Annotated in this window: 26 protein-coding genes; 13 read left to right on the top strand and 13 right to left on the bottom strand. The window is 64.0% G+C overall.

Annotated elements, in window-relative coordinates; translation table 11 throughout:
• The first annotated feature begins 83 nt into the window (after nucleotides 1-83).
• The 8 genes from infC (at nucleotide 84) to pheT (ending at nucleotide 6,936) form a co-directional block, all read left to right on the top strand.
• Complete coding sequence (gene infC, locus AC0L2R_RS04410; RefSeq protein WP_077374810.1) at nucleotides 84-620, top strand: translation initiation factor IF-3; 537 nt, start codon at nucleotides 84-86, stop codon at nucleotides 618-620.
• Between the two features lie 140 nt (nucleotides 621-760).
• Complete coding sequence (locus AC0L2R_RS04405) at nucleotides 761-1,405, top strand: methyltransferase family protein (protein WP_091592968.1); 645 nt, start codon at nucleotides 761-763, stop codon at nucleotides 1,403-1,405.
• Between the two features lie 51 nt (nucleotides 1,406-1,456).
• On the top strand, nucleotides 1,457-2,113 hold the full coding sequence (locus tag AC0L2R_RS04400; protein WP_128244572.1) for a methyltransferase family protein: 657 nt from the start codon (nucleotides 1,457-1,459) through the stop codon (nucleotides 2,111-2,113).
• A gap of 175 nt (nucleotides 2,114-2,288) precedes the next feature.
• The gene (gene rpmI / locus AC0L2R_RS04395; protein WP_006201248.1) at nucleotides 2,289-2,492 is read left to right on the top strand and encodes a 50S ribosomal protein L35; all 204 of its coding nucleotides are present in this window, start codon (nucleotides 2,289-2,291) and stop codon (nucleotides 2,490-2,492) included.
• A gap of 37 nt (nucleotides 2,493-2,529) precedes the next feature.
• The gene (gene rplT, locus AC0L2R_RS04390; RefSeq protein WP_023796882.1) at nucleotides 2,530-2,931 is read left to right on the top strand and encodes a 50S ribosomal protein L20; all 402 of its coding nucleotides are present in this window, start codon (nucleotides 2,530-2,532) and stop codon (nucleotides 2,929-2,931) included.
• A 95-nt stretch (nucleotides 2,932-3,026) separates the two neighbouring features.
• A complete protein-coding gene (gene pheS, locus AC0L2R_RS04385) occupies nucleotides 3,027-4,112 on the top strand; it encodes a phenylalanine--tRNA ligase subunit alpha (RefSeq protein WP_473507854.1) in 1,086 nt (361 codons plus the stop codon).
• The gene (locus AC0L2R_RS04380; RefSeq protein WP_027152017.1) at nucleotides 4,109-4,531 is read left to right on the top strand and encodes a GFA family protein; all 423 of its coding nucleotides are present in this window, start codon (nucleotides 4,109-4,111) and stop codon (nucleotides 4,529-4,531) included. The genes pheS and AC0L2R_RS04380 overlap by 4 nt, the downstream gene beginning before the upstream one ends.
• Nucleotides 4,528-6,936, top strand: a complete 2,409-nt coding sequence (gene pheT / locus AC0L2R_RS04375) for a phenylalanine--tRNA ligase subunit beta (protein WP_473507853.1) — start codon at nucleotides 4,528-4,530, stop codon at nucleotides 6,934-6,936. The genes AC0L2R_RS04380 and pheT overlap by 4 nt, the downstream gene beginning before the upstream one ends.
• 255 nt (nucleotides 6,937-7,191) lie before the next feature.
• On the opposite strand, the gene AC0L2R_RS04370 is transcribed toward pheT, so the two are convergent.
• On the bottom strand, nucleotides 7,192-8,187 hold the full coding sequence (locus tag AC0L2R_RS04370) for an aldo/keto reductase (RefSeq protein ID WP_473507852.1): 996 nt from the start codon (nucleotides 8,185-8,187) through the stop codon (nucleotides 7,192-7,194).
• 96 nt (nucleotides 8,188-8,283) lie between these two features.
• On the opposite strand from AC0L2R_RS04370, the gene AC0L2R_RS04365 reads away from it, so the two are divergent.
• From AC0L2R_RS04365 to AC0L2R_RS04355, 3 genes are all read left to right on the top strand, one after another.
• Nucleotides 8,284-9,204, top strand: a complete 921-nt coding sequence (locus AC0L2R_RS04365) for a LysR family transcriptional regulator (protein ID WP_473507851.1) — start codon at nucleotides 8,284-8,286, stop codon at nucleotides 9,202-9,204.
• 206 nt (nucleotides 9,205-9,410) lie between these two features.
• Nucleotides 9,411-10,397 (top strand): Gfo/Idh/MocA family protein, encoded by a 987-nt coding sequence (locus AC0L2R_RS04360; RefSeq protein WP_473507850.1) that lies wholly within the window; start codon nucleotides 9,411-9,413, stop codon nucleotides 10,395-10,397.
• A 36-nt stretch (nucleotides 10,398-10,433) separates the two neighbouring features.
• A complete protein-coding gene (locus AC0L2R_RS04355) occupies nucleotides 10,434-12,092 on the top strand; it encodes an FAD-binding dehydrogenase (protein ID WP_473507849.1) in 1,659 nt (552 codons plus the stop codon).
• Between the two features lie 5 nt (nucleotides 12,093-12,097).
• Here the strand turns inward: AC0L2R_RS04355 and AC0L2R_RS04350 are convergent, their stop codons facing one another.
• The 7 genes from AC0L2R_RS04350 to bcoG all read right to left on the bottom strand — a co-directional run bounded on the left by AC0L2R_RS04350 (nucleotide 12,098) and on the right by bcoG (nucleotide 19,920).
• Nucleotides 12,098-13,039, bottom strand: a complete 942-nt coding sequence (locus AC0L2R_RS04350; protein WP_473507848.1) for an alpha/beta hydrolase — start codon at nucleotides 13,037-13,039, stop codon at nucleotides 12,098-12,100.
• A gap of 216 nt (nucleotides 13,040-13,255) precedes the next feature.
• A complete protein-coding gene (locus AC0L2R_RS04345; protein ID WP_473507847.1) occupies nucleotides 13,256-14,038 on the bottom strand; it encodes a carnitinyl-CoA dehydratase in 783 nt (260 codons plus the stop codon).
• 1 nt (nucleotide 14,039) lies between these two features.
• The gene (locus tag AC0L2R_RS04340) at nucleotides 14,040-16,109 is read right to left on the bottom strand and encodes an acetate--CoA ligase family protein (protein ID WP_473507846.1); all 2,070 of its coding nucleotides are present in this window, start codon (nucleotides 16,107-16,109) and stop codon (nucleotides 14,040-14,042) included.
• A 3-nt stretch (nucleotides 16,110-16,112) separates the two neighbouring features.
• Entirely contained in the window at nucleotides 16,113-17,276 is a 1,164-nt protein-coding gene (locus tag AC0L2R_RS04335) for an acyl-CoA dehydrogenase family protein (RefSeq protein ID WP_473507845.1), read from the bottom strand.
• 4 nt (nucleotides 17,277-17,280) lie between these two features.
• Entirely contained in the window at nucleotides 17,281-18,354 is a 1,074-nt protein-coding gene (locus AC0L2R_RS04330; RefSeq protein WP_473507844.1) for a carnitine 3-dehydrogenase, read from the bottom strand.
• The gene (locus tag AC0L2R_RS04325; RefSeq protein WP_473507843.1) at nucleotides 18,351-18,980 is read right to left on the bottom strand and encodes an HD domain-containing protein; all 630 of its coding nucleotides are present in this window, start codon (nucleotides 18,978-18,980) and stop codon (nucleotides 18,351-18,353) included. The genes AC0L2R_RS04330 and AC0L2R_RS04325 overlap by 4 nt, the downstream gene beginning before the upstream one ends.
• Nucleotides 18,981-19,008: 28 nt before the next feature.
• Nucleotides 19,009-19,920, bottom strand: coding sequence for a 3-dehydrocarnitine:acetyl-CoA trimethylamine transferase BcoG (gene bcoG, locus AC0L2R_RS04320; protein ID WP_473507842.1), 912 nt, complete (start codon nucleotides 19,918-19,920; stop codon nucleotides 19,009-19,011).
• Between the two features lie 111 nt (nucleotides 19,921-20,031).
• On the opposite strand from bcoG, the gene AC0L2R_RS04315 reads away from it, so the two are divergent.
• Nucleotides 20,032-21,012, top strand: coding sequence for a GlxA family transcriptional regulator (locus tag AC0L2R_RS04315; protein WP_091592622.1), 981 nt, complete (start codon nucleotides 20,032-20,034; stop codon nucleotides 21,010-21,012).
• A 6-nt stretch (nucleotides 21,013-21,018) separates the two neighbouring features.
• Here AC0L2R_RS04315 and AC0L2R_RS04310 read toward each other — a convergent pair whose 3' ends face one another.
• Complete coding sequence (locus AC0L2R_RS04310; RefSeq protein WP_023796867.1) at nucleotides 21,019-21,225, bottom strand: hypothetical protein; 207 nt, start codon at nucleotides 21,223-21,225, stop codon at nucleotides 21,019-21,021.
• A gap of 185 nt (nucleotides 21,226-21,410) precedes the next feature.
• Nucleotides 21,411-22,736, bottom strand: a complete 1,326-nt coding sequence (xylA, locus tag AC0L2R_RS04305; protein ID WP_473507841.1) for a xylose isomerase — start codon at nucleotides 22,734-22,736, stop codon at nucleotides 21,411-21,413.
• 113 nt (nucleotides 22,737-22,849) lie between these two features.
• Here xylA and AC0L2R_RS04300 point away from each other — a divergent pair, with 113 nt between their 5' ends.
• Nucleotides 22,850-23,212, top strand: a complete 363-nt coding sequence (locus AC0L2R_RS04300) for a nuclear transport factor 2 family protein (RefSeq protein WP_023796865.1) — start codon at nucleotides 22,850-22,852, stop codon at nucleotides 23,210-23,212.
• A 29-nt stretch (nucleotides 23,213-23,241) separates the two neighbouring features.
• On the opposite strand, the gene xylB is transcribed toward AC0L2R_RS04300, so the two are convergent.
• From xylB to AC0L2R_RS04285, 3 genes are all read right to left on the bottom strand, one after another.
• Nucleotides 23,242-24,696: a xylulokinase gene (gene xylB, locus AC0L2R_RS04295; RefSeq protein WP_473507840.1), complete on the bottom strand. Its 1,455-nt coding sequence runs from the start codon at nucleotides 24,694-24,696 to the stop codon at nucleotides 23,242-23,244.
• Nucleotides 24,697-24,777: 81 nt separating this feature from the next.
• Complete coding sequence (locus AC0L2R_RS04290) at nucleotides 24,778-26,100, bottom strand: tetratricopeptide repeat protein (RefSeq protein ID WP_473507839.1); 1,323 nt, start codon at nucleotides 26,098-26,100, stop codon at nucleotides 24,778-24,780.
• Nucleotides 26,101-26,109: 9 nt separating this feature from the next.
• Complete coding sequence (locus AC0L2R_RS04285) at nucleotides 26,110-26,733, bottom strand: LysE family translocator (RefSeq protein ID WP_077375225.1); 624 nt, start codon at nucleotides 26,731-26,733, stop codon at nucleotides 26,110-26,112.
• Nucleotides 26,734-26,841 lie beyond the last annotated feature (108 nt).

The following is a 26,841-nucleotide window of genomic DNA, read 5'->3' as shown; positions in this document are numbered from 1 at the left end:
TCCGGCCGCGCGCTCACCACATTGGCGCGTTCGCAATTCTGAATTGAAAACCCCGAACGAAACGGCTCAAGGAGACCACGACCATTCGCAGACCTTTCAAAGCAACGGCGCCCACCAAGGAGGGCCCGCGCTCCAACCGTGACATCCGGGTTCCCCGGGTCCAGCTTATCGACGCCGAAGGCCACAACCATGGCGATGTCTCCATCAACGACGCATTGCTGCTCGCCGAAGAGGCTGGGCTCGATCTGGTCGAGATATCGCCCAACGCAGTGCCGCCCGTCGTAAAAATTCTCGATCTCGGCAAGCTGAAATACGCCAACCAGAAGAAGGCGGCCGAGGCGCGCAAGAACCAGAAGGTCATCGAGATCAAAGAGATCAAGATGCGCCCGAACATCGACAGCCATGACTACGAGACCAAGATGAAAGCGGTCCGGCGGTTTTTCGAGGAGGGTGACAAGGTCAAGCTGACATTGCGCTTTCGCGGCCGCGAGATGGCGCATATGGAACTCGGCATGCAGCTTTTGAACAAAGTTCGCGAGGAAGTTGCACCGATCGCCAAGGTCGAAGCTGAACCGAAGCTCGAAGGCCGCCAGATGATGATGGTGCTGGCGCCCCGCTAAAGCGATTCCGCTAACGCGGTCCCCGTCAAAGCAAAGGCCGCTTCGGCGGCCTTTTGTTTGTTTTGTCGTCGCCATGATTTCTCCGCAAGTTGCATCGACAAGGAGTCCGGTTGCCGGTCCTCGCGGCGAAAGGATTGTCCATGGCCGCTGCGGCACGTTCTCCGATTGAAAGATCGTTCGACGAAATGGGCCGCTATCAGCGGCGCCGGCGCGTCCTGCTGGCGCTGCTGATCGGTGCTTTTTGCGCTTTGCTGATCTTCGGCGGCTCCACCCACGATGAACTGGGCCACGAACGCATAGAGGGGCAGTACGGCATCGCCCTGATACTGATCGGGATCGGCGGCCGGCTCTGGTCGATCCTCTATATCGGCGGCCGCAAGTCGGCCGAACTGGTTGCTACCGGCCCCTATTCGGTGATGCGCAACCCGCTGTATTTTTTCTCCACCATAGGGGCCGCCGGCATCGGCGCCCAGACCGGCAGCGTGATCGTCTCGGTGGCGTCGGCGGTTTTGTGCGCGGCCGCATTCTACATCGTCACGCTGCGCGAGGAACGGCATTTGACGACCGTGCTCGGGGCGCCGTACAAGGACTACATCGCACGGGTGCCGCGGTTTTTTCCCAATCCCCGGCTTTATCGCGATCAGGCCGAGGTCACCTTCACACCGCGCATTTTTAATCACACGCTGCGCGACGGCTTGATGTTCGTGGCTTCCGTACCGTTTTTCGAACTCATCGAGTCCGGACAGGAAAGAGGCGTAATTCCCGTCCTCTTCTGGCTGTATTGAGCTGCGGATGCCGCGATCGCGGGCAAGTTCCTCGACGATTGGATTCCCGACATGCTCAATGAAGTTAAATCGGCGCAGGCAGAACAAGCGCAGGCCAGGCGTGCGCTGGGCAGGTATCAGCACGCGCGCAGGATGGTGCTTGCCGCCCTCGTGGTCGTCATGTTCGCAGCGCTGCTGTTTGGCCAGTCTGCTTTTCCTCCCGAAAGCGTGCCGCACGAAACGATCGAAATGGTCGGCGTCCTGCTGATCTTTCTTGGCATTGTCGGGCGCTTGTGGTCGACGCTCTATATCGGCGGACGCAAATCCTCCGAGGTGGTTACCGGCGGACCCTATTCGATCACCCGCAATCCGCTCTATGTCTTCTCCTCGATAGCTGCCGCCGGCGTCGGCGCGCAGATGGGCTCGATCACTGCGGCGATCGGCTTCGCGGTGATTTGCGCCGCCGCCTTTCATGTCGTCATCCTGCGCGAAGAGACGTTCCTGAAGGAGGCCTTCGGAACGCCATTCCAGGCCTATATGGCGCGAGTGCCGCGCTTTTTCCCGAAGCTTTCGCTGTATCAGGAAGGCGACACCGGCGGCTTCAAGCCGCGCCTGCTGCGGACGACGCTGCTGGACGGACTGGTGTTCCTCGTTGCCATGCCGTTTTTCGAATCGATCGACGCCGCCCAGCAATCGGGCATACTGCCGGTGCTGTTCCGTTTCCCATAGGCCCATTGTGTGTCGGCACAGGGTGTTGCACGCCGGCCCGCTTTGACGTATAGCACCGCCGTTCCCAAAAACCGCCCGGCAGGGCATGCCGTGGCGGTTTCATTTGCTTTTCGGGCTTTGGTCGGCCTGAAGCGAACAAAAAGCGCGATGATGCGCACATAAACGGAGTAGCAAAATGCCCAAGATGAAGACCAAGTCAGCCGCCAAGAAGCGGTTCAAGATCACAGGTACGGGAAAAGTCCTGTCGGCTGCGGCCGGCAAGCGTCACGGCATGATCAAGCGTTCCAACAAGTTCATTCGAAATGCCCGCGGCACGATGGTTCTGGCTGAACCGGATGGCAAGAAGGTCATCAAGAATTTTCTGCCGAACGGCCTCTAAGGCATTCGGTCTGGACAAGTTTTAAGGAGATCATGACATGGCACGCGTAAAAAGAGGCGTCACCTCGCACGCCAAACACAAAAAGGTCCTGAAAGCCGCCAAGGGTTTCTACGGCCGCCGCAAGAACACCATTCGCATCGCCAAGCAGGCGGTGGAAAAGTCGCTGCAGTATGCCTACCGCGACCGCAAGAACCGCAAGCGTTCGTTCCGCGCTCTGTGGATCCAGCGCATCAATGCCGCGACCCACGAGCATGGCCTGACCTATGGCCGGTTCATCGACGGTCTCAACAAGGCCGGCATCGAGATCGATCGCAAGGTCCTGTCGGACATGGCCATCCACGAGCCGCAGGCATTTGCCGCCCTTGTGGCCAAGGCCAAGGTCGCGCTCGAGTACCTCAAGAACACCACGCCGAACGCTTTTGAAAGCGCTGTAGCCTAACCAGCGCCTTCCCAAGCACATCGACACTTGATTTGGGAAACCCGCGCTGGCAGGGCTGGCGCGGGTTTTTCTTTGCCTTCAATCGAGTCTGAAACATGAGTGACATGGAAACTCTCGAAAATTCCCTGATGAGCGACATTGCGTCGGCCGCCGACGAGCAGGCGATCGAAGCCGTGCGTGTTTCAGCGCTCGGCAAGAAGGGCTCGGTCTCCGAAATGCTGAAGACGCTCGGCTCGATGAGCGCAGAAGAGCGCCAGATAAAAGGCCCGGCGATCAACGGTCTCAAGAACCGCATCACCGACGCGCTTACCGCGCGCCGCGCCGAACTCAAGGACGCAGCGATCGCGGCACGGCTCGCGGCGGAAAAGGTCGACGTCACGCTGCCGGTGCGGCAATCGCCGGCCGAGCGCGGCCGCATCCATCCGATCAGCCAGGTCAGCGACGAGATTGCCGCGATCTTCGGCGACCTCGGCTTTGCCATCGCCGAAGGTCCCGATATCGAGACCGATTACTACAATTTCACCGCGCTGAACTTCCCGGAAGGCCATCCGGCGCGCGAGATGCATGACACCTTCTTTTTCCAGCCGGACGAGAAGGGCGAGCGCAAGCTTTTGCGCACCCACACCTCGCCGGTGCAGATCCGCACCATGGAGATGCAGAAGCCGCCGATCCGAATCGTCATTCCCGGAAAAACCTACCGCCAGGATTCCGATGCCACGCACTCGCCGATGTTTCATCAGGTCGAAGGGCTGGTGATCGACAAATCAGCCAACGTCGCCAACATGAAATGGGTGCTGGAGGAGTTCTGCAAGGCCTTCTTCGAGGTACGCCAGGTCAAGATGCGCTTCCGGCCGAGCTTCTTCCCGTTCACCGAACCCAGCATGGAGGTCGACATCCAGTGCGACCGTTCGCGGCCGGGCGAGGTGCGCTTCGGCGAAGGCTCCGACTGGATGGAGATCCTCGGTTGCGGCATGGTCCACCCCAATGTGCTGAGATATGGCGGGCTCGATCCCGACGAATATCAGGGCTTTGCCTGGGGCATGGGCATCGATCGCATCGCCATGCTGAAATACGGCATGCCGGACCTGCGCGCCTTCTTCGACGCCGATGTGCGCTGGCTGTCGCATTACGGCTTCCGGCCGCTCGACATGCCGACGCTGTTCGCAGGCTTGAGCACATGACAGCGGCCCACACCGGCGGCTGCCGCTGCGGCGCCGTGCGGTTCGAGGCTTCGGCCGAACCGCACCATGTCAGCTATTGCCATTGCGGCGATTGCCGGCGGGCCAGCGGCGCGCCGGTATCGGCCTTCGTCGGCTTCATCACCGAGCAGGTCGCCTTCACGGGCAAGGCGCTGAAGATGTTCGAGAACGGGCCGGTGACGCGCTCCTTTTGCGGCATCTGCGGCTCGCCGATCGCCTATGTCGATGAGCGGCTGGCCGACCACATCTATTTCATGCTCGGCGCCATGGACATGCCGGCCTATTTCAAGCCGACGCACCACGCCCATGTGCGCGAGCAGCTTCCCTTCGTGCACATGCCGGATGACTTGCCGAGACATCTGAAGACCAGCGTGCCCAGACCAGACGGAACACAGTCATGAAATTCACCCTCTCCTGGCTCAAGGACCACCTCGAGACCGACGCCTCGCTCAACGAGATCGTCGAGCGGCTGACCTCGATCGGTCTCGAAGTCGAGCATGTCGACGACAGATCGAGCCTAAAACCCTTCGTCATCGCCAAGGTGCTGGCGGCGGTGCAGCACCCCGATGCCGATCGGTTGCGCGTGCTGACGGTCGATACCGGCGACGGCAAGGCACCCGTGCAGGTTGTGTGCGGAGCGCCGAACGCCCGCGCGGGCCTGATCGGCGCCTTTGCAGCACCCGGCACCTATATTCCGGGCATCGACATGACGCTGACGGTCGGCAAGATCAGGGGCGTCGAAAGCCATGGCATGATGTGCTCCGAGCGCGAGCTCGAGCTTTCTGAAGAGCATGACGGCATCATCGATCTGCCGGCCGATGCGCCGGTCGGCACCAGCTTCGCCGCCTACGCCCATCTCGACGATCCGGTCATAGAGATCAATTTGACGCCGAACCGTCCGGATGCGACCAGCGTCTACGGCATTGCCCGCGATCTGGCGGCGAGCGGTCTCGGCCGCCTCGTCGGCGGTGCGATCATGCCGCATGCCGGCAGTGGCATGTGCCCGGTGAAGGTGACGATCGAAGCTCCTGAACTCTGCCCCGGCTTCGCCCTGAGATTGGTGAAAGGCGTGAACAACGGACCGTCGCCGAAATGGCTGCAGCAGCGGCTGATCGCCATTGGGCTGAGGCCGATCAGCGCGCTGGTCGACATCACCAATTTCGTCACCTTCGACCGCGGCCGGCCCCTGCATGTGTTCGACGCGAACAAGGTCGCCGGCAACCTTACCGTGCGCCGGGCGCGCGACGGCGAAAAGGTGCTGGCGCTTGACGGCCGCGAATACACGCTGACGCCTGACATGTGCGTGATAGCAGACCGGGACGGCGTCGAATCGATCGCCGGCATCATGGGCGGCGAGCATTCGGGCTGCGACGAGAACACCACCGACGTGCTGATCGAATCGGCGCTTTGGGATCCGATCACCACGGCTCGCACCGGCAGGACGCTCGGCATCATCAGCGATGCGCGCTACCGCTTCGAGCGCGGCGTCGATCCTGAATTCATGGTGCCCGGCGTGGAGTTGGCGACCAAGCTGGTGCTGGATTTCTGCGGCGGCACGCCGACCGAAACCGAAGTCGTCGGCTATGCCGGTCACGCGCCGAAGATCGTTTCCTTCCCGCTGTCGGAAGTGAGGCGGCTGACCGGCACAGAGGTGCCCATGGAGGAGAGCCTCGCCATTCTTTCGCGCCTCGGCTTCAAGCCGGAAGGCGCGGGCGATGTCGTCGATGTGGCGGTGCCGTCCTGGCGGCCGGATGTCGACGGCAAGGCCGATCTGGTCGAGGAGGTCATGCGCATCCATGGCGTCGACAACATCGCGCCGCAGCCGCTCGGCGCGCATGGTGCCGTCAACGCCAAGATCCTGACTGTCCTGCAGGTCCGCACCCGCGCCGCCAAGCGGGCGCTGGCGGTGCGCGGCATGATGGAGGCGGTCACCTGGTCGTTCATTCCGGCAAAACATGCCGAACTGTTCGGCGGCGGCCATAACGCACTGAAGCTCGCCAACCCGATCGCTGCCGACATGTCCGATATGCGGCCGTCGCTGCTGCCGGGCCTGATCGCCGCCGCGCAGCGCAATGCCGACAGGGGCATCGGCGATGTCGCGCTGTTCGAAGTGTCCGGCACCTATGAGGGCGATGCGGCCGACCAGCAGCGGCGCGTCGCGGCCGGCGTGCGACGCGGCACGGCCAAGCTCGAAGGCTCCGGCCGCCACTGGGCCGGCAATGCCGGTCCGGTCGGCGTGTTCGACGCCAAGGCCGACGCGATCGCAGCACTTGAAGCCTGCGGCGCGCCGGTCGAGCGGCTGCAGATCGAGGCCGGCGGCCCGGCCTGGTATCATCCCGGCCGCTCCGGCACGATCAAGCTCGGGCCGAAGGTCATTTTGGGCACGTTCGGCGAGTTCCACCCGAAGACGCTGGAGGAACTCGACGTCTCCGGGCCGCTCTGCGGCTTCGAGGTTTTCATCGATGCCGTGCCCGAGCCGAAGGCCAAGCCGACGCGGACAAAACCGAGACTGGAACTGTCCGCCTTCCAGGCGGTCAAGCGCGATTTCGCCTTCGTCGTCGACAAGGCGGTCGAAGCCGGCACGCTGACCCGCGCAGCCCTTGCTGCCGACAGGAAGCTGATCACCAATGTCTCGGTCTTCGACGTTTTCGAAGGGGCGTCACTCGGCGCCGCCAAGAAATCGATCGCCATCGAAGTGTCGATCCAGCCGGTCGAAAGGACGCTGACCGACGAGGATTTTGAGGCGCTGGCCAAGCGCATCGTCGAGAATGTGCACAAGCAGACCGGTGGCGTGCTGCGGGCCTAAGTTGCAAACCAAGAAGGGGCACCGCGCCATCTTGCCTTCTCCCCTTGTGGGAGAAGGTGGATTGGCGGGTAGCGCCAAGACGGAAGAGGGGTGTTGGACGGAGTGCGGCTTTTGCCAGCTGGAACACCCCTCATCCGTCGCCTTCGGCGACACCTTCTCCCACAAGGGGAGAAGGCAGAGCCGCGCGAGACCTCACGCTGGCGCTTCGCCCCCCGGAATGGGCAAACCAAGCCTGAAGGGATTTCATAGCCGCTGTTATCCATTGACCAGCGCCAGCATTTCTTCGGTGTAGCGCTTGCCGACGACCTTCTCCGGCGACAGGGCCTCGCCAATGGCCGCCACTTCCGCCTGGCTCAGCGCAATCTGTGCTGCTGCCGCATTCTGCTCGAGATGGCGGATTTTTCGCGCACCGGGGATCGGCACGATGAAATCGCCCTGATGCAGCACCCAGGCGAGCGCCAGCTGCGCTGGCGTCACGCCCTTGCCCGCCGCCATTGTCTCCAGCGTCGCGACAACAGCTGCATTGGCCGCCATGGCGTCGGCCTGGAAGCGCGGCAGTCCACGCCGCCAGTCATCGGCACCGAGCACCTCTGGCTTGGCGATCGTTCCGGTCAGCAGGCCGCGGCCGAGCGGGCTGTAGGGGACAAAGCCGATGCCGAGCTCGCGGCAGACGGCAAACACCTCTTCCTCCGGATCGCGGCTCCACAGCGAATATTCGCTTTGCACGGCTGATATCGGATGCACCGCATGCGCCCGGCGGATGGTCGCCGCGCTCGCCTCCGACAGGCCGAGGGCGCGCACCTTGCCCTCGCGCACCAGCTCGGCCATGGCGCCGACCGTATCCTCGATCGGCACATTGGGATCGACGCGATGCTGGTAGTACAGGTCGATCACCTCGACGCCCAGCCGCTTCAGCGACGCTTCGGCCACCGCCTTGACGTGTTCGGGGCGGCTGTCGACACCCGCCATGCGCTCGACGCCGTTACCTTGTTCGAGAATCTTGAAGCCGAATTTCGTCGCGATCGTCACCTGGTCACGCACCGGCTTCAGCGCCTTGCCGAGCAGGATCTCATTCTCGTACGGGCCATAGACCTCGGCCGTGTCGAAGAAATTGACGCCGATATCGACGGCGCGGCGCAGCGTGGCGATCGCGTCCACCTCCGGCTGGCCGCCATAGCCGAAGCTCATCCCCATGCAGCCGAGACCGACCGGATAGACATAAAGTTCATTTCCAAGCTTGCGGGTTTGCATCACGCGTCTCCTTGTTGTGATGCGGCAGAGATAGCGCCTTGCACCGCGTTCGATAATCGGCTCTTACTCGCACGGGCTGTTCTAAAAGAGAGATCAATGAACCGAACGCATCTCTCCCAACTTGCGGTGCTGGCTACCGTCGCCCAGTGCGGCAGCTTTCGCGGCGCGGCCAAGGAGCTCGGCATTGCGCCCTCGGCAGTCAGCCATGCGGTTTCCAGCCTGGAGGCGCGTCTTGGCGTGCGGCTCCTGGCGCGCAGCACGCGCAGCGTCGCCCCGACCGAGGAAGGCGCACAGCTGCTCGAGCGGCTGAGGCCGGCGCTGTCGGAAATCGATCTGGCGCTGGAATCGGCGGTCGAGGCGCGCGACCGGCCGGCTGGCAATCTCCGGCTGACCGTGCCACGCACCGCCGCCCACCTGGCGCTGACGCCGCGGCTCGGTGCCTTTGCATCGGCCTATCCCGACATCGTGCTGGAGATCGTCATCGAAGACCGCTTCACTGATGTGGTCGAAGGCGGCTTCGACGCCGGCGTCCGGCTCGGCGAGAGCCTGCAGCGCGACATGATCGCTGTGCGCATCGGTCCAAACCTTCGCGGCGCCGTCGTCGGCGCGCCATCCTATTTCGCAACCATGCCCAGGCCGCGCCATCCACACGATCTCGTCGGTCACCGTTGCATCCGCTTCCGTTTCTCCAGCGGCATTCTCTACCGCTGGGAATTCGAGAAGGACGGCGAGGAGATCGAGCTGGCGGTGCAAGGGCCGCTGATCCTCGACGAGGACCATCTGATCGCCAATGCGGCGGCCGACGGCGCTGGGCTTGCCTTCCTGTTCGAGGACTATGTCCGCGAGGCGTTGGCCACCGGCCGGCTCATTCGCGTGCTGGAAGACTGGTGCCCGCCCTTCGACGGTTTCTTCGCCTACTACCCGAGCCGCCGCCAGATGCGGCCGGCGCTGCGAGCCTTTGTCGATTTCTTCAAGATAGAAAGCCGGCTTGTGGGAGCGTCGTCGACTTCGACATGACACATACAGGTAGAAGGGGATAGCCTTTGCAGGACCTGGTTTCCTCGCCCCCCTTTGCGGAGACGAGGAACCCAAGCTCTGCGGAGGGCAGCGCCGGCATCCGAACAAGCCGCAGACGATCGCCTTGCTCGCTGCCATGCTTCGCATTGGCTTTTTTGCCGATTTCAGGCAAACCTCCACGTCTGCAATTGTGAGGGAGAAGCCTGATGTTCCGATGGGGTGTTTTGTCGACGGCCAAGATCGGCCGCGAGCATCTTTTGCCTGCAATGGTCGAGGCGGAGAACGGCGTGCTGTCGGCGATCGCCAGCCGCGACCTGTCGAAAGCCCGTGCCCTGGCCGATCGGTTCGGCGCCCCCCATGCCTTCGGCTCCTATGACGAGCTGCTCGCATCCAGGGATGTCGACGGCGTCTACATCCCGCTGCCGACCGCCCAGCATGTCGAATGGACCGCCAAGGCGATCGAGGCCGGCAAGCATGTTCTGGTCGAAAAGCCGCTGGCGCTCGACGCCAGGGACATTCCGCCGCTGATCAAGCTGCGCGACGCCAAAAACGTGCTGGTCTGCGAAGCCTTCATGGTCGTCTACCACCCGCAATGGGTCAAGGTGCGCGAGCTGATCGCCAGCGGCGCCATCGGCCGGCTGCGCCATGTCCAGGGCGCGTTCTCCTACTACAATGTCGATCCCAAGAACATGCGCAACCAGCTCGACCTCGGTGGCGGCGCGCTGCCCGACATCGGCGTCTACCCGACGGTGTCGACGCGCTTTTCGACGGGTAAGGAGCCGCTGCGCGTCCAGGCGACGATCGAGCGCGACAAGACATTCAGCACCGACATCTACTCCTCGATCCGCGCCGATTTCGGCGACTTCGAATTGTCGTTCTATCTGTCGACGCAGATGGCGGCGCGGCAGGTGATGGTGTTCCACGGCGAGAAAGGCTTCATCGAGGTGCTTTCGCCGTTCAACGCCGGCATCTACGACCACCATCGCATCGAGCTGCACAACCAGAACCACAGCGAGGCGCAAGTGTTCCGCTTCCCCGGCATGCAGCAATACCGGCTGGAGGTCGAGGCCTTCGCGCGGGCGGCACAGGGCGGCACCGACCGCGTCTTCACGCTGGAAGAGTCCGTGCTCAACCAGAAGGTCATCGACGCCATCTTCCGCGCCGGCGAGAAGGAGGGCTGGGAGACGGTCTGACAATCGTCAGCCGGGGAGGAGAGCCGGAGGGAGAAAGTGGCTGACGATGCGGATGTGATCATTGTCGGCGCCGGCCTTGCCGGGCTCGTCGCGGCGGCCGAGCTGGCCGAAGCCGGCAAGAAGACCATCGTTGTCGACCAGGAGCCTGAACAGTCGCTCGGCGGCCAGGCGTTCTGGTCGCTTGGCGGCATCTTCCTCGTCGATTCGCCCGAGCAGCGGCGCATGCGCATCCGCGATTCGCATGATCTGGCGCTCGAGGACTGGCTTGGCACCGCCGCCTTCGACCGTGCGGAAGACTTCTGGCCGCGCCGCTGGGCCGAGGCCTATGTCGGCTTCGCCGCCGGCGAGAAGCGCTCCTGGCTGACGCAGCGCGGCATGAAGTTCTTCCCAATCGTCGGCTGGGCCGAGCGCGGCGGCGGCAACGCCGTCGGCCACGGCAATTCGGTGCCGCGCTTTCACGTCACCTGGGGCACCGGGCCGGGCGTGCTCGACCCGTTCGTACGGCGCGTGCGCGAGGCCGAGAATAGCGGGCTGATCCGCTTCAAATTCCGCCACCGGGTCAACGAACTGACGCGGACAGGCGCCGTCGTGAATGGCGTGCGCGGCGACATGCTTGAGCCGAGCGATGTCGAGCGCGGCCGCAGGAGTTCGCGCGACATCGCCGGCGACTTCGAGCTCAAGGCGCAAGCGGTCATCGTCGCCTCCGGCGGCATCGGCGGCAATCCCGAGCTTGTCCGCAAAAACTGGCCGCAGCGGCTCGGCAAGCCGCCCAGACGCATGATCTCTGGCGTTCCCGATCATGTCGACGGCCGCATGCTGGCGATCACCGAACAGGCCGGCGGCAGCATCATCAACCGCGACCGCATGTGGCACTATGTCGAAGGCATCAGGAACTGGGCGCCGCTCTGGACCGACCATGCAATCCGCATCCTGCCCGGCCCGTCGTCGCTGTGGCTCGACGCCCGCGGCAAGCGCCTGTCGGTGCCGCTCTATCCCGGCTTCGACACGCTGGGCACGCTCAGCCACATCATGAGCACCGGCTTCGATTATTCCTGGTTCATCCTGACCAAAAAGATCATCCAGAAGGAGTTCGCGCTGTCGGGCTCCGAGCAGAACCCCGACCTCACCGGAAAAAGCTGGCGCCAGGTGCTTGGCCGCGCCACATCGGGCGTTCCCGGTCCGGTAAAGGCGTTCATGGAGAAGGGCGAGGATTTCATCGTCGAGCCTGGTTTGCCGGCGCTGGTCGCCCGCATGAACGCGCTTGTCGGCGGCGAGCCGCTGCTCGAACTGGCGCAGGTCGAGCACGAAATCCGCGCCCGTGACCGGCAGCTCGACAATCCGTTCTCCAAGGATATGCAGATCACCGCCTTGCGCGGCGCCCGAGCCTATCTCGGCGACCGGCTGATCCGCACGGCCAAGCCGCACAAGATGCTCGACCCTGCCAATGGGCCGCTGATCGCGGTCAGGCTCAACATCCTGACCCGCAAGACGCTGGGCGGCTTGCAGACCGATCTCGACAGCCGTGTCCTGGGTACCGATGGCCAGCCGGTCGAGGGATTGTACGCGGTCGGCGAAGCCGCCGGTTTCGGCGGCGGCGGCATGCATGGCTATGCGGCGCTGGAAGGGACGTTTCTTGGCGGCTGCATTTTTTCAGGCCGCGGCGCCGGCCGGGCGGCGTCGCGGGCAGTGGGGTAGGACCCTCACCAGATCCATTCGCCGCGTCCCAGAGCCGATACCGCGTCAACGATCCGGGTAAAGCTCGAGCGCGCACGACCGACCGTGTGCCGGCCTCTGAGATAGCCATGCACCAGCCCCGGCTCTTCGAACCAGTAGGCGTGACCCTCCTCCGCGACGAGGCGGTCGCGATAGGCCTCGCCGTCTGACGACAGCGGGTCGCATTGGGCGGTGATCAGCACAGTCGGCGGCAGATTGGCAAAATCGGCATCGGCCAGCGGCGACAGCGTGAGATCGCCGGTGCGGTCTTCGCCGCCGGTCCTGGTATTCGTGTAGAAATCGAGGTCGCGGACCGTCAGCATCGGCGCCTCGGCATGGGTCACGTAAGAGCCTTGCGAGCGGTCGCCGCCAAGGCCGGGATAGATCAGAACCTGGCCGATCGGCCTTCGTGCATGGCCGCGCGTCGCATGGCTGACCGCGGCGGCAAGATTGCCGCCGGCGCTGTCGCCGCAAAGCAGGATCGGGCGCTTGTAGGTCGTCGCCGCCCATTCGAAGGCGCTGATGGCATCGTCGAAGCCGGCCGGATGCAGATGTTCCGGCGCCAGCCGGTAATCGACCGAAACCAGCTCATAGCCGGTGCGGCTGCAAAGCTCGGCGCAGAGGTCGTCATGGCTGTCGAGCCCGCCGAGGATATAACCGCCGCCATGGAAATAAAGCACCATCGCCGCCGCTTCCGGCGCGGGTGTGCGGTAGATGCGGATCGGGATGGGATGCGAAGGCGTGGCAATGGCGGTGGTCTCCGCCGTAACGTTGTCTGGGTGGCCGGCAGAGAATTCACGGCACATGCGGTCGTAGATGTCGCGCTGCTGATCGATGGTGTAGTCGATCGCATCAGGCGGAAAATAGGAATTGGTCCGCTCGATGAAGGCCCAGGTCTCGGCGTTGATGAGCTTTTTGTAGTCGGTCATGGACGCTGAACGCGATCTGACGACAGCGCCTGGGCACCCCCCTCTGCCCTGCCGGGCATCTCCCCCTCAAGGGGGGAGATCGGATGTCGCTTCGGTTTTCGCCAATCTCCAACGTTGCAAGATGGGCTGCAAGGCCGAAGCTGCCAATCTCCCCCCTTGAGGGGGAGATGGCCGGCAGGCCAGAAGGGGGTGGGCGCCGTCATTTCAACAATACCTTCACTTCCCCTTCCACACCGGGTCGCGCTTTTCGGCAAAGGCGCGAAAACCCTCGAGATTGTCCTCCGAGCCGTACAGTGCGTCAACCGTCGCCAATTGGCGGCGCGTCACCCGGTTCATCGCGTCCTGGAAGGTGAGTGCTTCGGCGACCCGCGCCGTCTCCTTGATCGCGGCAAAGACCAGCGGCGGACCGCCGGCCAGCAGTCGTGCGATCTCCCAGACGCGATCCTCGAGCTTCTCCTTGGGCAGAACCTCGTTGACCAGACCCCAGCGATGCGCTTCGGCGGCATCCATCCAGCGGCCGGTGAACAAAAGGTCCATGGCGACATGATAGGGAATGCGCTTCGGCAGCTTGATCGTCGCTGCATCGGCCAGCGTGCCGGCGCGAATTTCCGGCAGCGCAAAGGAGGAGTGATCCGACGCGTAGATGAGGTCGCAGGACAGCGCCAGCTCGAAGCCGCCGCCGACCGCCATGCCGTTGACGCAGGCGATGACCGGCTTGTTGAGATCGCGCAGCTCCTGCAGCCCGCCGAACCCGCCGACGCCATAGTCGCCGTCGACAGCATCGCCGCCGGCCGCGGCTTTCAGGTCCCAGCCGGCGCAGAAGAACTTGTCGCCGGCGGTCTTGACAATGGCGACCCGCAGATCCGGATCGTCACGGAACGCCTTGAAGGTCTCGCCCATCAGCCGCGAGGTGTTGAGGTCGATAGCGTTGGCCTTGGGCCGATCGAGCATGACTTCGAGGATCGTGCCCTCGCGGCGGGTGGTGATGACGTCAGACATTCTAGTTTTCTCCAAGCACCAGCAGCGCGTCGGCGATCCAGGCGCCTTTGCCTTGCGCGCAGACAATCAGCGGGTTGATGTCGAGCTCCTCGATCTCGCCGGCATTTTTCTGCACGAAGGCGGCGATGCCTGATATCGCCTCGATGGCCGCCGCGAGATCGGCCTTGGGCCGGCCGCGATAGCCTTCGAGCAGCGGGAACAATTTGAGCCCGCGCAATGCCGCCTCGATGTCGTCGCGGGTCGCCGGCAGCATCAGCGTGACGCTGTCGCGCAGCAGCTCGACCAGCACGCCGCCGGTGCCCAGCGTCATCACCGCGCCGAACATCGGGTCACGGGTGAACCCGACGAGAAGTTCGGCGACGCCGTCGCGCACCATGCGCTCGACATAGAGGCCGGTGCCGAGCGCATCGAGATCATGGGCGGCCGTGCTGACGGATTCGGCGTCCCTGAGGTTGAGCCGAACCGCGCCAAGCTCGGATTTGTGGGTGACGCCCAAAGCCTTCAGCGCAACCGGAAAACCGAGCGCCATCGAGGAGATGACCGCCTCGACCGCATTGCCGGCGCGTTCACCGCTCGGCACGGGGAGCCCGGCCTCGATCAGCCGCGCTTTCGCCTCGGCCTCATCAGGCGTGACATGGTCGCCGGCCGGCGCCCCGGAAGCGGAGGTGTCGATCGGCTGCGCCTGCGGCGCGCGCCAGGCCCAGCCGATGAAGGCGGCCGCCTGGGCGGCGTCCATGGCTTCGGAAATGCCGAACAACGGCACCATGCCGCGTCCCATCAGCCCGGCGGTGTATTCCTCGGGCAGGTTCTCCGGCAGCGAGGAGACGATCGCGCCCTGCGCCTTGTTGGTCTTCAGCGCCGATTCGAAGGCGCGCAGCGTCGTCCACCAGTCGGTGTCGGAGCAGCGGTCGGGGCGCGGGAAATCGAGCACCAGCATGTTGAGGTCGAAGCCGCCCGACACCATGGCGGTGAAGGTGGCGGTCATCGCCGGCTCGTTGTTCCAGATGAAGGTGTGGTAGTCGAGCGGGTTGGCCACCGCAACCAGCGGCCCGAGCGTCGATTTGACGTGGGCGCGGTGGGTGTCGGTCAGCGCCGGGAAATTGACCCAGCGGCCTTCGGCGCTGTCGGCCATGACAGACGCTTCGCCGCCCGAACAGCTCATCGACGACAGCCGGTAGCCGGGCAGGGGGCCGGTGACGTGCAGCAGCTTGAGCGCCTCGATGAAGGCAGGGATGGAATCGACGCGGGCGATGCCGAGCCGCTTCAGGAAGGCGCCCGAGGCAGCGTCCGAGCCGGCCAGCGACGCGGTATGCGACACCGTTGCTTGCCGCGCCTGCTCGGAGCGGCCAACCTTCATGGCGATGATCGGTTTCTTCAGCTCTCGCGCCCGCGCGGCCAGCCTTTCGAAGCCGGCTACCGAATCGAACGCCTCGATATGCAGGCCGAGCGAAGTGACCCGATCGTCCTCGATCAGGCCGAGCGCCATTTCCGAAAGGCCGGTCTGTGCCTGGTTGCCGGCGGTCATCAGAAAGGCGATCGGCAGGCCGCGCTTCTGCATCGTCATGTTGATGGCGATGTTCGACGACTGGGTGATGATGGCGACGCCGCTGCCGCCCTCGGCCAGCCTGATGCCGCCATGCTGGTCGGGCCATAAAAGCGCGCCGTCGGCATAATTGATCAGGCCGTAGCAGTTCGGCCCGATGATCGGCATCTGGCCCGCCGCAGCGACCAGTTCCGCCTGCAATCGCTCGCCATGCTCGTCATAAGCCTCGGTCTCGAGAAAGCCGGCGGCAAAGCAGACGGCGCCGCCGGCACCGCGCTCGGCCAGCGCCTTGACCACCTCGATGGTCGAATGCCGGTTGACGCCGACAAAGGCGGCGTCCGGGGCGCCGGGCAGGTCGGCCACCGAACGGTAGGCCTTGCGGCCGGCGACTTCATCCTTGGTCGGGTGCACCGGCCAGATCTCGCCGGCAAAGCCCATCTTGATCGACTGCGCGACGACGGCGGCGGCCTGCGCGCCGCCGAACACGGCGATCGTTCGCGGGCGCAAGAGGCGCTCAAGTTTGTGCATTTATCAGCCCCCGAACGGGCGCAGCAGCGCCCGTGAAATGATGTGGCGCTGGATTTCCGACGTGCCTTCCCAGATGCGCTCGACGCGGGCGTCGCGCCAGATGCGCTCCAGCGGCAGATCATCCATCAGCCCCATGCCGCCATGGATCTGGATCGCCTCGTCGGCGACGAAGGCAAGCATTTCGGTGGCCTTCAGCTTGGCCATGGCCATGTCCTGATCGGTGACGGTGCCCTGATCGTACTTCCAGCCGGCTTCGAACACCATCAGGTCGGCCGCTTTCAGTTCGGTCGCCATATCGGCAAGCTTGAATGAAACGCCCTGGAACTTGCCGATCTGCTGACCGAACTGCTGGCGCTGCGCGGCGTATTCGATCGCATGGCCAAGCGCCCGCTCGGCCCGGCCGAGACAGGTGGCGCCGACCTGCAGGCGGGTTGCGCCAAGCCATGAATTGGCGACGTCGAAACCCTTGTGGACCTCGCCCAGAACCTGGGCTCCGGGCAGCCGGCAATCGTCGAATTCGAGGATGGCGTTGGTGTAACCGCGATGCGAGACGTTGCGGTAGCCGTCACGCACCGTAAAACCCTTGGTGCCCTTGTCGACGAAGAAGGCGGTGATCTTCTTGCGTTTTCCACGCGGCGTCTCCTCTTCGCCCGAAGCCATAAAGACGATGGCGAAATCGGCAAGATCGGCATGGCTGATGAAGTGTTTGGTGCCGTTCAGCACCCAGTCGTCACCATCCTGCACGGCGGTCGCCTTCATGCCGCGCAGATCGGAGCCGGCGCCCGGCTCGGTCATCGCCAGGCAATCCCATTTCTCGCCGCGAATGCAGGGATAGAGATACTTTTCGCGCTGCTCCAGCGTGCCGGCCAAGAGGATGTTGGATGGCCGCGCCACGCAGGTCCAGTGCAGTGCGTAATTGGCGCGGCCGAGCTCCTTCTCGTAAAGCAGCCAGGTCACCGTATCGAGGCCGGCGCCACCGACCTCCGCAGGCATGTTGGCGGCATAGAGCCCGGCTTCGATCGCCTTGGCCTTGATCTCATCGATCAGCTCGCGGCGCAGCATGCCGGTGCGCTCCACCTCGCGCTCATGCGGGTAAAGCTCGTTCTCGACGAAGGCGCGCGTCGTCTCGACGATCAGTTTCTGTTCCTCGGAGAGGCCAAAATCCATGGTCTCAGCCTTTCTTCTTTTTCTTCGGCTTTTCGGCCTTGGCCTTCTCGGCCGCCTTGGAAGCGGTGGGCTTCTTCGCCGCAAGCTTGGCGAGCTGCTTGGTATAGTCCTTGTGCAAGGCGCCGGCGCCCCAGCCCCTGCCTTTGTTCTGCTTCGACAGCGCATCCATGATGGCGACCAGATTGTCGTCGCGGATCTTTTCGAGCTCGCGGATCGACAGGCCATCCGCCTGATCGTCCGACTGCGTGGCGATCAGGTCGACCAGTTCGTCGTTGAACTCCGGCACATCCATCAGCTTGGTCCACGGCCATTTCAGGCACGGCCCGAACTGCGCCATGAAATGGCGCATGCCGGCCTCGCCGCCGGCGACGCGGTAGACCTGGAACATGCCCATCTGCGCCCAGCGCAGGCCGAAGCCATAGCGCATGATGTCGTCGAGTTCCTCGACCGTGCAGATGCCGTCCTTGATCAGCCACAGCGCCTCGCGCCATGCCGCCTCCAGCAGGCGGTCACCGACGAACGCCTCGATCTCCTTGCGGATCACCACCGGTTTCATGCCGATCGAGGCGTACATCTCCTTGGCGACCTCGATCGCCTCGGGAAAGGTCTGCTCGCCGCCGACAATCTCGACCAGCGGAAGCAAATAGACCGGGTTGAACGGATGGCCGACGACCAGCCGCTCCGGATGCTTCTTCATCGCCACCTGCATGTCGGTCGGCTTGATACCGGAAGTCGAGGAGCCGATGATGGCATTGGCCGGCGCATAGAGGTCGATCTCTGCCAGCACGCGGTGTTTCAGGTCGAGCCGTTCCGGCACGCTTTCCTGGATGAAATCGGCATCGGCGACGGCGTCGGCAATGGTCTTGGCAAAGGTCAATTTGCCTTCTTTTGGCAGGCCGTCGGGCAGCATCTGCTTGTAGGCGCGGCGCGCGCCTTTCATCACTTCGCCGACCTTGCGCGCGGCTTCGGGGTCGGGATCGAAAATCGACACGTCGATACCGTTCAAGAGCAGCCGCGCCACCCAGCCGGCGCCGATGACGCCGCCGCCGATTGCAGCTGCCTTGGTGATGATGCTCATGCGGAGGCTCCGGTTCTTGTCCTGGCTTTTTCCAGGTCGATGAGAGGCACGCGCTCGCCGGCGCGGATCACGGTGGGGTCATAGGCCCTGCGCGCAAACACCTCGAGCACTAAGGGCCGGAAGAAGTCGATCGGCAACGTCTCGTAATCGGGGTCGAAGCTCGACTGGTCCCAGCGTTCACAGAACTGGTCGCAATCGTCGAAATAAAGGTGGCCGGCGAAACGGTCGCGCGCATGCGGATTGCCGGCGAGATGGTGGGCGTAATAGAGGCGCTGGAAGTCGCCGTGCTTTTCCACAACCCAGGTGCACTGCTCGCGCACGAAAGGCTTTAGGACCGAAGCTGCATATTCGTCGTGATTGTACGGTGCGTAGACGTCGCCGATGTCGTGCAGCAGGGCGCAGACGATCCAGTCGGTGTCGGCGCCGTCGCGCCATGCGCGCGTCGCCGCCTGCAGCGAATGGCCGAGCCGGGTGATCTTGTAGCCGGACAGGCCTTCGTCGAGTTGGACAAGCGCGTCAAGCAGCCGTTCGCCGGTCTTCGCCGCATAGTCGATCTCGTGCTCGGTGAGGAACGCGTAATCGTCGCGGTCGCCATCCTTCATTGCGGTGAATTTCACGGTCTTCATCGGGGGCTCCTCCCTACCGATTGCTTGTTCAAAGCGGCGCGCGCTTTGTCAAATTGAGCTTTTTGCGCACTTCATCGGGGCCGATGACCCTTGCGCCCATGTTCGACACGATGCTGACCGCCCGCTCGACCAGCTGCGCATTGGTTGCCAGCACGCCCTTGTCGAGCCAGAGATTGTCCTCGAGCCCGACGCGGACATTGCCGCCGGCCAGCACCGCGGCGGCGGTATAGGCCATCTGGTTGCGGCCGATGGAGAACGCCGACCAGGTCCAACCTGACGGCACATTGTTGACCATCGCCATAAAAGTGTTGAGATCGTCCGGCGCGCCCCATGGCACGCCCATGCACAATTGCACGAGAGCATCCGGGTCCAGCACCTTTTCCTCGACCAGTTGCTTGGCAAACCACAGATGGCCGGTGTCGAAGGCCTCGATCTCCGGCTTGACGCCAAGCGCCGTCATCATGCCGCCCATGGCGCGCAGCATGCCTGGCGTGTTGGTCATGACATAGTCGGCCTCGGCGAAATTCATGGTGCCGCAGTCGAGCGTGCATATCTCCGGCAGGCACTGGCGCACATGTTCCACGCGGTTGGTGGCGCCGCCCATATCGGTGGCTTTCTCGTTCAGCGGCAGCGGGTTTTCCGGCGAGCCGAACACCATGTCGCCGCCCATGCCGGCGGTCAGGTTCAGCACCACGTCGACGTCTGCCGCACGGATGCGCTCGGTCACTTCGCGATAAAGCTGCACGTCACGGCGCGGCCTGCCGGTTTCGGGGTCGCGCACATGGCAGTGGACGATCGCCGCACCCGCCTTTGCCGCGTCGATGGCCGAATCGGCGATCTGCTTGGGCGAGCGCGGCACATGCGGGCTGCGGTCTTGCGAGCTGCCGGACCCGGTTATGGCACAGGTAATGAAGACCTCACGGTTCATCGCAAGCGGCATCGACTTTTCTCCCAATCAGCACAGATGGTCCCGATCAAACATGGGCCCAATCGAACAGATGGCAACAATGCCTGACTTGCCGGAAACTGTTTTGCATTTTACGAAGTGCGTATGATGAAAAACGAAAAGTCGTCGATCTTTCGCGCCGAACGGTTGCCGCTCAAGGTGACGCTGCTGGTGTTTTCCGGGTCGTCGATCATGTGTGTGGCCTCGGCCGTCGATCCGCTGCGCGCCGCCAACCGTATTGCCGGCGAGACGCTGTTCGATTTCAGGCTGGTATCGGTGACCGGCGAAGCGCCGGTCACCACATGCGGCCTGCCGGTTGCGGTCAGCGGCCGCTTCGATGCGGCGGATACGACGGATGTGCTTGTCGTCGTCGCCGGTTTCGGCACGCAGAACTATGCCACGTCGGCCCTGCTTGCCGGCCTGCGCCGAGCGGGGCGCGCCGCACGCGCCTGCGGCGGCGTCGAAGCCGGTACCTGGCTGGTCGCCCGCGCCGGTCTGCTGGAAGGGCGCAGCGCCACCACCCATTGGGAGGACATGGAGGACTTCTCCTCGGCCTTTCCCGAGGTCGACGTTCGCCCCGACCGCTATGTCATCGACGGGCCGGTCTTCACCTCCGGTGGCGCTTCGCCGACCTTCGACCTGATGCTGCATCTGATCCGCACGCGGCTCGGCATGGCGGTCGCGCTCGATGTGGCAAGCGTCTTCATCTACGACCAGGCACGCGCCGCGACCGACGCGCAGCCTTTGGTCTCGCTCGGCCGCCTCGACGGCTACGATCCGCGGCTTGCGCAAGCCATCCGGCTGATGGAAACCCACGTCGACCAGCCCTTGACCATCGCCGCGGTGGCAAAGCGTGCCGGGGTGACGGCACGTACGCTGGAAAGCATCTTTCGCAAGTCGATCGGCGAGACGCCGGGCGCCTATTATCTCAGGCTGCGGCTGGGTGCAGCGCGCCGGCTGGTGGTCGACACGCGCGTGGCCATGGCCGATATTGCCGGGCGAACGGGGTTCTCGTCCGCCGCGGCATTTTCCAGGGCGTTCTCAAGGGCTTTCGGCGAAGCGCCGGTCAGGCTGCGCAGGAGATAGTCGGGATCAGGCAGCGTCCTGGCGGTCGCTTTTGCCGTCGATCTGCGAGCGCATCTGTCTCGCAAGGTGGGTCTCGAAGCGGCTGGCGACCGCGCGGTCCCATTCGTTTGCACCGCGCGCGCCATCCTTCGGATGCGGCAGCGCCATCAGCCGGTCGATGATCGATCCCTCGCCAGATGAGAGCAGGGCGTCGATTTCGCGTTCGTGCTGCATATCGTTTCGCCTCCTTCTTTCTGTTCCCGCCACGAACCACATATACGAGATTCGTGACGGCTGTTTGAAGGCAAGAGCGAGGCGATTGAGGGGCGGTGCGAGGCAAAACCTTGTCGTCGGTTCCGCCCTCGCGCAAAGCTGTTCCGGGCCGGCGGGTCGGTCAACAGACCCGCCGGTGCGGCACCTCAGACGTACCGGTTGACGATATTCTCGAGCAGTTCCTGGCGGCCGGATCTCGGCTGCGGCTCGATCTTCTTCTTGACGACGCGCTCGGTGATCTCCTCCAGCGTCCGCTTGCCGGCAAGCATCGCCTTGGCCTCGGCCGAATTCCAGCCGGCATAGCGCTCGGCCAACGGTCCCGACAGCGCCTTGTCCTCCACCATTTTAGCAGCGGCCTTGAGGCCGCGTGCACAGCAATCCATGCCGCCGATATGGCCAATCAGCAGATCCTGCGGATCGAGCGACTGTCGCCGAAGCTTGGCGTCGAAATTGGTGCCGCCGGTCTTGAAGCCACCGGCCTGCAGGACCTGATAATAGGCCAATGCCATCTCCGGCACGTTGTTGGGGAACTGGTCGGTGTCCCAGCCCGACTGGTAGTCGTTGCGGTTCATGTCGATCGAGCCGAAGATGCCGAGCGCATTGGCCAGCGCCAGTTCATGCTCGAAGGAATGGCCGGCCAGGATCGCATGGCCCTGCTCGATGTTGAGCTTGACCTCCTTCTCCAGCCCGAAGCGCTTCAGGAAGCCGTAGACCGTGGCGACATCATAGTCGTACTGGTGCTTTGTCGGCTCCTGCGGCTTCGGCTCGATCAGGATGGTGCCCTTGAAGCCGATCCGGTGCTTGTAGTCAACGACCAGGTTGAGGAAGCGGCCGGCCTGTTCCTGTTCGCGGGCAAGGTCGGTGTTGAGCAGCGTCTCATAGCCTTCCCTGCCACCCCACAGCACATAATTCTCGCCCTTCAGCCGCTTGGTGACGTCGATGCAGTGTTTGACCGTCGCTGCCGCATAGGCAAAGACGTCCGGGTCGGGATTGGTGGCGGCTCCCGCCATGAAGCGGCGATTGGAGAACAGGTTGGCCGTGCCCCAAAGCAGCTTGACCCCGGTCTTCTTCATCTTCGCCGCAAAATAGTCTGATATCTCGTCGAGCCGCGCGGCACTTTCAGAAAAATCTTTTCCCTCCGGCCGCACATCGGCATCGTGGAAGCAGAAATAGGGAACACCCAGCAGCGAAAACATGTCGAAGGCGACATCGGCCTTGAGCTTGGCCAGTTCCATCGTGTCGGTGCCACCGGCCTCGGCGAACCACGGCCGCTCGAAGGTCTGGCCGCCGAACGGATCGCCGCCTGGCCAGGCGAAGGAATGCCAGTAGGCGACGGCAAAGCGCAAATGGTCTTCCAGCCGCTTGCCGGCGACAATTTCATCGGGATTGTAGAACCGGTAGGCCAGCGGATTGGTCGAATCCGGCCCCTCGTATTTGATCTTCTGGATGTCGCCGAAAAAGCCGCTGGTCATGTCTGTCTGTCCTCTCGCAGGGTTCGGGCCTGATTACCTCAGGCGTAATTGGTTTCGCGCTGGCGCTGGATGAAAAGGGTCATGTCAAAGCCAATCAACCACGGAGACAGACCATGACCGACCTCAACACGATCGCCGAAAACTACATCGCCGCCTGGAACGAGAGCGATGCCGCGCGCCGGCAAGCCTTGCTCAAGGCGGCCTTCACCGATGACGTCAGCTACCGCGATCCGATCATGCAGGGAGACGGCCACAATGGCCTCGCCGCACTGATCGATGGTGTCCAAAAACGATTTGCCGGCTTCCGGTTCTCGCTGAAGGGCAAGCCGGACGGGTTTGGCGACACGATCCGCTTCTCGTGGAATCTCGGGCCGGAAGGCACCGATTCCGTCATCGAAGGCACCGACATCGGCGTCATCGAGAATGGCCGCCTGAAAAGCGTCACCGGCTTTCTCGACAAGGTCCCGGCACAGTGACTCGGGCCGCGGCGGGGGTGGGAAACCACTCACGCCGTGGCCGCCTTGATAGCCGGGTAAAGCAAGCGGTAGCGCTGATAGGCATCCGCATAGGCGTTGCTTAGCGCGGCGACCGGTTCGATTGTGGCATTGGTGGCCGGCGCCGTGCACACTCTGAGCGGATCGGCGCCCGTCGCCGCGATCAGGCCAAGCCTCGCTGCACCGAAGGCGGCGCCGAAATCGCCGTCGGCGGGAATGTCGACGGGCAGGCCGAGCGCGGTGGCGATTGCCTTTAGCCAGTAGTGCGAGCGCGAGCCGCCGCCGATCGCCGTCACCCGCGTCAGCGTCGTGCCCGCCTTGGCCAGGGCTTCGAGACTGTCGCGGAAGGCGAAAGCCACGCCCTCCAGCACGGCCTGGGTCAACACGGCGCGGCTCGATTCATGCGCAAGCCCGGTAAACGAGCCGCGAATGGCCGAATCATTGTGCGGGGTGCGCTCGCCCGAGAGATAGGGCAGGAAGGACACGCCGGTCGGCGCCTTCAGCGTATCGCCGAGCTCGGCGGTCAGCTCGCCGGCGCCTTTGCCTGAAATCTCGGACAGCCAGTTGAGCGAATCGGTTGCCGACAGGATGACGCCCATCTGGTGCCAGGTGTCGGGCAGCGCGTGGCAGAATGTGTGCACCGCGCTTTCCGGGTTGGGCAGATAGGACGCATTGGCGGCAAACAGCACGCCTGACGTGCCAAGCGAGACAAAGGCCTGGCCGGCGGCGACCGTGCCCATGCCGCAAGCCGACGCCGCATTGTCGCCGGCGCCACCAGCGATCGGGATGCCCGCCCGCATCCCCCATTTCGAGGCCAGTTCGCTGCGCAACGCGCCAGCCTTCTCAGTGCCTTCGACCAGTGACGGCATCTGCTTCTCATCGAGCGACGTGGCGGAAAGCAAGTCGGATGACCAGCCTCGCTTGCCGACATCGAGCCAGGACGTGCCGGCCGAGTCCGACATCTCCGAAATATGCTCGCCGGTGAGCCAGAGCCGCAGAAAATCCTTCGGCAGCAAGACCTTTGCCAGTTTGGCGAAAATATCCGGCTCATTGTTTCTCACCCAGACCAGCTTTGGCGCGGTGAAACCGGGAAAGACGATGTTGCCGGTCAGCTTGCGAAAGCGCGGGTCGGCGTCGAGCTTGGCGGCCTCGGCATGGCTGCGCGTGTCGTTCCACAGGATGCAGGGGCGCAGCACCTGGTCGCCGGCATCGAGCAATGTAGCGCCATGCATCTGGCCGGAGAGGCCGATGCCCTTCACGGCGGCGAGCTGTTCTGGATGAGAAACCTTGAGCTCGGCGATCGCTTCCTCGCAGGCGCGGATCCACTCGGCGGGGTTCTGCTCCGACCAGCCGGGGTGCGGCCGCGACACGTCGAGTGACGCGTGGCCGGAGCCGATGATGCTCTGCCCGGCATCGATCAACAGCGCCTTGACGCCCGACGTGCCCAGATCGAGGCCGAGATACATGGTGTCCTCCCATTGCCATTAATTTTTTCGGATCTCGAAAAAATCTGACTTGGCATTTTTTAAGACAAGATCCGCCTCCGGTCAATTCTCCGACAAATCGGCAGCGCGCCGCGAAAGCAGCGCCGACAGCGGGCTGGCGGGCCGCGCCAGCGCGCGTTCCGCGGCAAGTGCCCTTGCCAACGCACGGTCGCCCGACCGCATCGCCGCCTCGATCAGCGTCAGGTCGATGACGTCGCGCTGCGCATGACTGCCGCCGAAGCGGTGGGCGATCGCCCGGATGGGTCGGATCAGGCGGACCGTCTCGGCAAAATTGCCGTCGCCGAACGCCTTGATGGCGAGCGTCAGGGGATGGCCGACATCCCGGGTAAAGGCGGCATTGTCGTCGTTGGCGTGCATGGCCTCGTGCTGCGCCTCGAGCAAGTTGCGAGCCGGCGTCTCTTGGCCGGCGCCGACGAGGGCCATCATTGCGTGGGCATCGTTGAAGGCATAGTTGCCGGCGCTGGCCTTCGCCCAGTTGGCGGCGAGCGCCGCCCAGCGGCCGCCGACATCGACGCCGCCGAGATGCAGCCGCCACAGGATCGCCGAGGCGTCGACCATGTTGAGCGCCAGCGTCGAGCGCTCGCCGTAGATCGGGCCGTCATGGAGCGCCAACACCTCGTCGGTCTCGCCGAGATCATAGTGGAACAGCGCCAGATGCCACCAATTATGCACTTTCAGGAAGCTTTCACGCGTCCACGCGTCGGGGTTGGCGCGCATCCAAGCGATGCCGTCCCTTTGCCGGCTCTGCATTTCCATGACATGGGCGACGGCGTGCTGCGCCCAGCCGTCGCGCGGCTCGATGTCGACTGCCATGCGGCCAAGCTTTTCGGCGCGCGCATAGTCGCCCATTTCCTCCAGTCCGAACGCCTGCATGCCGAGTACGGCGTGGTAGCCCGGCATGCCGCTCTGCCACGACGGCAGCGCGCGGCCGATGCGGTCGCGCAGCATGCGGGCATTGCCGGTGAAGAAATCGATCTGGTGCCCGGTCTGCAGCGCCAGCGCATCGAGTGGAAACTCGATGGCGATATCCTCGAGCAGACGGGCGGCTTCATGCCAGTGTCCTGCGGCAAGATGGCCAAGTGCTGCGACATGCGCCTGCTCGCGCGGCGTGGCGGCAAGCGGCAGTGCCGCCTCGTGGCATGTCTTGGCCACGGCTGTCGCCTCGCGCTCGGTGGCGAGGCCGAAGAGATAGCCCTTGAACACATACGCCATGACGAAGCCGGGATCCTCGGCGATGGCGCGATCGACCGAGCCGACCGGATCGCCGATGAAGCATTGCAGTTCGCGGACAGCCTGGCTGTAGGACGAGAACCCGGCCTCCGTCGCGCCCGAAAACGTCAGCCCGAATGCGTCCCTGACTGCCACGTCATGTCCTCAATTGCCCGAGCGCATCGCCACTGTGGCGATGCCGGCGCCGACCAGCAGCGTGCCGCCAGTGCGGTTGAAGATGCGGATCGCCTTCGGGTTGCGAACGACGTTGCGTGCCCTTGCGGCGATCAGCGCGTAACCGAAGGCATTGGCGAAGGCGAGCGCCAGGAAAGTCGTCTCGAAGATCAGCATCTGCGTCCAGAAATCGGCATGCCGGTCGAGGAACTGCGGCAGGAAGGCGACGAAGAAGGTGATGCTTTTCGGATTGAGCGCGGTGACCAGCCAGGCATGCGCCATCATCTTGGCCGAGGACACCGCGTCCAGGCGCGGCTCGGCCTTGAGCGTGCCGCCGGCGCGAAACAGCTTTATGCCGAGATAGATCAGATAGCCGGCGCCGACCACCTTCAGCACCGTGAACACGGTGGCCGACGCCGCCAGCAGCGCGCCGATACCAAGCATCGACAGCGTCATCGCGGTAAAATCGCCAAACGCCACGCCGACCGCCATCGGCAGCGCGGTGCGCCAGCCCTGGCCGAGCGCATAGGATACGACCAGAAGGATGGTCGGGCCGGGAATGACAAGAAGGATCGTCGAGGCGGCGGCAAAGGCGGCCCAGTTTTCGAAGGACATGTTCGTCTCCTTGAGCTCAAAGAAGAGGATAAATCCTTGGGCTCACAAAGATGTAAAGGGGCAAAAATCGAAAATGCCCCTGGTTAACATCAGGCGACGGTTCTTCAC

This window comes from Mesorhizobium sp. WSM4820, assembly GCF_055811075.1.
The sequence above is the reverse complement of the archived record's forward strand: the minus strand, read 5'-3'. Positions and strand labels throughout refer to the sequence as shown.

What these genes read in the sequence shown, in the direction of transcription:
- bcoG (WP_473507842.1), bottom strand. Translation starts at nt 19,920, where the DNA reads ATGCCGCTTGCGATGAACCGTGAGGTCTTCATTACCTGTGCCATAACC.
- AC0L2R_RS04335 (WP_473507845.1), bottom strand. Translation starts at nt 17,276, where the DNA reads ATGGATTTTGGCCTCTCCGAGGAACAGAAACTGATCGTCGAGACGACG.
- AC0L2R_RS04405 (WP_091592968.1), top strand. Translation starts at nt 761, where the DNA reads ATGGCCGCTGCGGCACGTTCTCCGATTGAAAGATCGTTCGACGAAATG.
- rpmI (WP_006201248.1), top strand. Translation starts at nt 2,289, where the DNA reads ATGCCCAAGATGAAGACCAAGTCAGCCGCCAAGAAGCGGTTCAAGATC.
- pheS (WP_473507854.1), top strand. Translation starts at nt 3,027, where the DNA reads ATGAGTGACATGGAAACTCTCGAAAATTCCCTGATGAGCGACATTGCG.
- rplT (WP_023796882.1), top strand. Translation starts at nt 2,530, where the DNA reads ATGGCACGCGTAAAAAGAGGCGTCACCTCGCACGCCAAACACAAAAAG.
- AC0L2R_RS04365 (WP_473507851.1), top strand. Translation starts at nt 8,284, where the DNA reads ATGAACCGAACGCATCTCTCCCAACTTGCGGTGCTGGCTACCGTCGCC.
- AC0L2R_RS04360 (WP_473507850.1), top strand. Translation starts at nt 9,411, where the DNA reads ATGTTCCGATGGGGTGTTTTGTCGACGGCCAAGATCGGCCGCGAGCAT.
- xylB (WP_473507840.1), bottom strand. Translation starts at nt 24,696, where the DNA reads ATGTATCTCGGCCTCGATCTGGGCACGTCGGGCGTCAAGGCGCTGTTG.
- AC0L2R_RS04400 (WP_128244572.1), top strand. Translation starts at nt 1,457, where the DNA reads ATGCTCAATGAAGTTAAATCGGCGCAGGCAGAACAAGCGCAGGCCAGG.
- AC0L2R_RS04300 (WP_023796865.1), top strand. Translation starts at nt 22,850, where the DNA reads ATGACCGACCTCAACACGATCGCCGAAAACTACATCGCCGCCTGGAAC.
- AC0L2R_RS04310 (WP_023796867.1), bottom strand. Translation starts at nt 21,225, where the DNA reads ATGCAGCACGAACGCGAAATCGACGCCCTGCTCTCATCTGGCGAGGGA.
- AC0L2R_RS04325 (WP_473507843.1), bottom strand. Translation starts at nt 18,980, where the DNA reads ATGAAGACCGTGAAATTCACCGCAATGAAGGATGGCGACCGCGACGAT.
- AC0L2R_RS04340 (WP_473507846.1), bottom strand. Translation starts at nt 16,109, where the DNA reads ATGCACAAACTTGAGCGCCTCTTGCGCCCGCGAACGATCGCCGTGTTC.
- xylA (WP_473507841.1), bottom strand. Translation starts at nt 22,736, where the DNA reads ATGACCAGCGGCTTTTTCGGCGACATCCAGAAGATCAAATACGAGGGG.
- AC0L2R_RS04370 (WP_473507852.1), bottom strand. Translation starts at nt 8,187, where the DNA reads ATGCAAACCCGCAAGCTTGGAAATGAACTTTATGTCTATCCGGTCGGT.
- pheT (WP_473507853.1), top strand. Translation starts at nt 4,528, where the DNA reads ATGAAATTCACCCTCTCCTGGCTCAAGGACCACCTCGAGACCGACGCC.
- AC0L2R_RS04285 (WP_077375225.1), bottom strand. Translation starts at nt 26,733, where the DNA reads ATGTCCTTCGAAAACTGGGCCGCCTTTGCCGCCGCCTCGACGATCCTT.
- AC0L2R_RS04350 (WP_473507848.1), bottom strand. Translation starts at nt 13,039, where the DNA reads ATGACCGACTACAAAAAGCTCATCAACGCCGAGACCTGGGCCTTCATC.
- AC0L2R_RS04315 (WP_091592622.1), top strand. Translation starts at nt 20,032, where the DNA reads ATGATGAAAAACGAAAAGTCGTCGATCTTTCGCGCCGAACGGTTGCCG.
- AC0L2R_RS04330 (WP_473507844.1), bottom strand. Translation starts at nt 18,354, where the DNA reads ATGAGCATCATCACCAAGGCAGCTGCAATCGGCGGCGGCGTCATCGGC.
- AC0L2R_RS04345 (WP_473507847.1), bottom strand. Translation starts at nt 14,038, where the DNA reads ATGTCTGACGTCATCACCACCCGCCGCGAGGGCACGATCCTCGAAGTC.
- AC0L2R_RS04380 (WP_027152017.1), top strand. Translation starts at nt 4,109, where the DNA reads ATGACAGCGGCCCACACCGGCGGCTGCCGCTGCGGCGCCGTGCGGTTC.